The 3,344-nt window shown below is 66.0% G+C and carries 4 protein-coding genes; 2 read left to right on the top strand and 2 right to left on the bottom strand.

All coding sequences use genetic code 11. The annotated features are described in order from the left end of the window. Together AB4Y86_RS15250 and AB4Y86_RS15245 are read right to left on the bottom strand one after the other, a co-directional pair. Nucleotides 1-522 (bottom strand): response regulator (locus AB4Y86_RS15250; RefSeq protein WP_441403036.1); only part of this gene is annotated, 522 nt, incomplete at its 3' end. Then, nucleotides 519-2,153 (bottom strand): ATP-binding protein, encoded by a 1,635-nt coding sequence (locus AB4Y86_RS15245; RefSeq protein ID WP_441403035.1) that lies wholly within the window; start codon nucleotides 2,151-2,153, stop codon nucleotides 519-521. The genes AB4Y86_RS15250 and AB4Y86_RS15245, both read right to left, overlap by 4 nt. A gap of 414 nt (nucleotides 2,154-2,567) precedes the next feature. On the opposite strand from AB4Y86_RS15245, the gene AB4Y86_RS15240 reads away from it, so the two are divergent. Both AB4Y86_RS15240 and AB4Y86_RS15235 read left to right on the top strand, forming a co-directional pair. Continuing rightward, complete coding sequence (locus tag AB4Y86_RS15240; RefSeq protein ID WP_441403034.1) at nucleotides 2,568-2,930, top strand: hypothetical protein; 363 nt, start codon at nucleotides 2,568-2,570, stop codon at nucleotides 2,928-2,930. Nucleotides 2,931-3,168: 238 nt separating this feature from the next. Then, nucleotides 3,169-3,344: ATP-binding cassette domain-containing protein (locus AB4Y86_RS15235; RefSeq protein ID WP_441403037.1), on the top strand; the 176-nt coding region annotated here is incomplete at its 3' end.

Below are 3,344 nucleotides of genomic sequence, written 5' to 3'. Positions count from 1 at the left end.
ACTCGTGGGTTCGCCGGCTTGGACCACAGCATCGAGGACCTTTTGCATGGTGGGCGGCAGCCGGCGGCTCCCGGCTGCCCTCGACGGTGCACGCCGCAGGTTGAAGAGTTGGTCGACGGCGGCCTGGTCGGCGACAGTTCCGGCGCCCACTTCCCGGCGCCAGCGACGGTATGACTCAAGCTGGGTCTGGAGTTGTTCGAAGCCGAAGGGTTTGACGAGGTAGTAGACGGCTCCCCCGCGCATGGCCGCCCGGACCGTCGCCAGGTCCCGCGCCGCCGTGATCATGATCGCGTCCACATTTTCCCCGCGGGCCTGGAGGGAACGGAGCAGGCTGATTCCGTCCTCGTCCGGCAGATAGACGTCAAGGAGCAGGAGATCCGGTTTGAGTTCAGCGATCGCGGCGCGCGCCGCCGCCGCCGTGTGGGCCTCGCCGACACATTCATATCCCTCAATCCTGTCGACCCGGGCGGCGTGGATCCGGGCCACACGGAAATCGTCATCGACCACCAGGGTGCGAATCATGCCGGCCCCTCTCCCAGGGATGCGGGCTCGCGCACCGATCCTTCGGTTGCGGGTTCAGGGAGCCAGATTTCGAACCGACCGCCCGGCCCGGGGAAGACATCCAGCGTTCCCCCGACCCGACGCACGATCCTGGCAACCAGCGCCAGCCCGATGCCCCGCCGGATGCCGGRCCGTTGGTTTTTCGTGGTGAACCCGTCCRCGGCCACGTCGTTGAGGACCTCGGCCGGTACGCCGGGCCCGTTGTCTGTCACGGAGATGAAGATGCCGGCGGAATCATCGAGCTGGAGCGTGACCAGCCTGGGTGTGGCCCGCCCCGCGACAGCGTCAACGGCGTTGTCCAGCAAGTTGCCGACAATGGTCAGGAGCGATTGGGTGTCCAGGAAGGGCTGCCGCAACTCGGAATCATCGGTGACGCTGATCTGCACGTCCTGCTCCGCTGCCACCGTGATTTTGGCCAACAGCAGGGCCGCCAGTTCCGGCCGTTCCACCCGCGATCGCAGGCCTTCGCCCAAGGACCGCGAAGTGTCTGAAATCCCCGAGACGAACCGGCGCGCTTGATCGACGTCGCCCATTTCCAGCAACCCGCCCACAACGTGGAGTCGGTTCGCGTACTCGTGCTCCTGCGCGCGGAGTGCTTCCATCAGACCTTGGACGGAGCGGAGGTCGCGGACCAGCCCCTCCACCTCGGTGCGGTCCCGGAGCGTCACGACGGCGCCGATGCTTCTGCCGCCCAGGCTGACGGCCATCCGGTTGGCTACCAGCAGCGCGCCGTCCGTGATGACCGCCTCGTCGGTGCCGCCCAGCTCCCCGGTCAGGACGGACTGCAGCCGGCCGGCCGGAAGCAGATCCTTCAGCCGTTGGCCGACGACGCTCCCGTCCAGGTGCAGCAGGCGCCGCGCTTCGCTGTTGATCACGGTGATGCGGCCGACGTCGTCGACGCCGATCATCGCCTCACGGATGCCGTGCAGTAGAGCCTCGCGGTCCTGTAACAGAGAGGCGATCTCGGCCGGCTCCAGGTCGAACGTCACCCTCTTGATCCGCCGTGCCAGCAGCACCGAGCCGAAGGCACCGATCAGCAGCACCACTGCCGAATAACCGGCTATGAGCCAGATCTGCTGCCCCCGGTCCTTGTCCTCGGTCGTTTCCAGGATGCCGACTGAGACCTGGCCGATCACGCTGCCGTCCGGTGCCCTGACGGGCGCCTTGGCGTTGGCCGAGGGCCCCAGCCGTCCCGGCTCGGTGCCGACATGATTCTGGCCATCCAGTGCATCCACGGGCTCGTGCAGGACCGCGCCGACAAGAGCCGGATTCGGGTGGGAATAGCGCACGCCGTTGCGGTCAGTGACAATCACGTAGTCCGGATGCGCGGTGGACTGCACGGCGGCCGCGAGCGCCTGGATTGACCGTGCAGGGTCGCCGTGCTGCAGGGCAGCCGCGACCTCGGGCATTTGGGCCACGGTGGTGGCGATTCCCAGTGCACGGGCGCGGTACTGGCTTTCCAAGGTCTGGTTGCTGATTCGGTCGTAGAGGAACGCCCCGCCGGCCACTGTCAACAGCAGGATGCAAAGCACCCACACCAGGATCTGTGATGCGAGCGGCTTGGCCCTCAACGGTCGACCCGGGATCCTCACCTTGCCCGTCTCCCTGCCTTGAACCGGGGCGCGCTCGGAATGTTCGAAGCGAAATGATCGAGGCCGCCTGCCGAACAACTGCGGCGGCACCATTAACCTCTTCCTACACCCCCAGTTTAGGCGCTACACCCCGTCGCCGGACTTCGGTGCGGACCTTGGCTGGATGCGAGTTAGCGGGGCAGCCCGAGCAAAACGCTCGAAACGTGAATGATGCCGCTTAACCTTCGCAAGGCACGCAATCCTTGGGCGGTGCATTCCCCGTTCTTATCGTTGAAGTATCAGAGGTGACGTGGTTCATAGCCGGTCGAACCACCACGATTACCACCATCAGCTACCGCACGCAGGTGCCGTCGTCGGCTGAGTTGACGCTGACGGGCAGTGCGGCGAGGTAGCAATCTCCAAAGGACTAACCCAATGAACAAGATCATCCGCGTTCTCGGAACGACGACGGCGACGCTGGCTCTGGGCTTGGGCGCAAGCGCCCTTCCGGCGAGCGCTGCGAGCGCAGCCGCCCCGGCCTCTACCGACTGGAGCCACAGCTCGATGACCGACCGCCACCACATGAATGACACCAACCGGCACGATGCTCAACATGGCTGGTGGGATAACGAAGGCCGCTGGCACGATTGGGCCGACGGATCGGGCTGGCGTGACGACAACGGCAATTGGCGTTCGGACAACGACCACAATGGCTCGTGGATGGGACGCGACGGACTCCGGCACGACAAGGACGGATTTTTTGATCGCCAGGGCCACCACCATATGCGCACCTGGTAACCCCGGGGAGACCTCGGGGGTGCGGGCCTGGCCGTGAGGCCGCTGCGCATCCATCCAGCCGGAGGACGGGGTTCTGCCCGCCCTCCGGCTGGCGTTCGCCCGCGTGCGTTCGCCGGGTCTGATTCCCTTGCGTTTTGTTCGGCACAGTCCCATCATGGAGCCGAGGCGCCGCCTTATGGAACTGGCCCACTGATGTTGCCGGCCGGACCACGGGCGTGTGGTTCAGGGAGGTACGGGCATGACCGAAACGGCCATCGAGCTCACCGGCGTCACCAAGCGGTTCGGCTCCTTTACCGCGATCGATGACCTTAGCCTGCGGGTCCGGCGCGGGGAGATCTTCGGCCTGCTCGGGCCCAACGGGTCTGGCAAGACAACCACCATCAACATGATCAGCGGCCTGAGCCGCCCGACCAC

Source organism: Arthrobacter sp. 2YAF22_2 (genome assembly GCF_052114645.1).
Classification (GTDB): domain Bacteria; phylum Actinomycetota; class Actinomycetes; order Actinomycetales; family Micrococcaceae; genus Arthrobacter.
The sequence above is the reverse complement of the archived record's forward strand: the minus strand, read 5'-3'. Positions and strand labels throughout refer to the sequence as shown.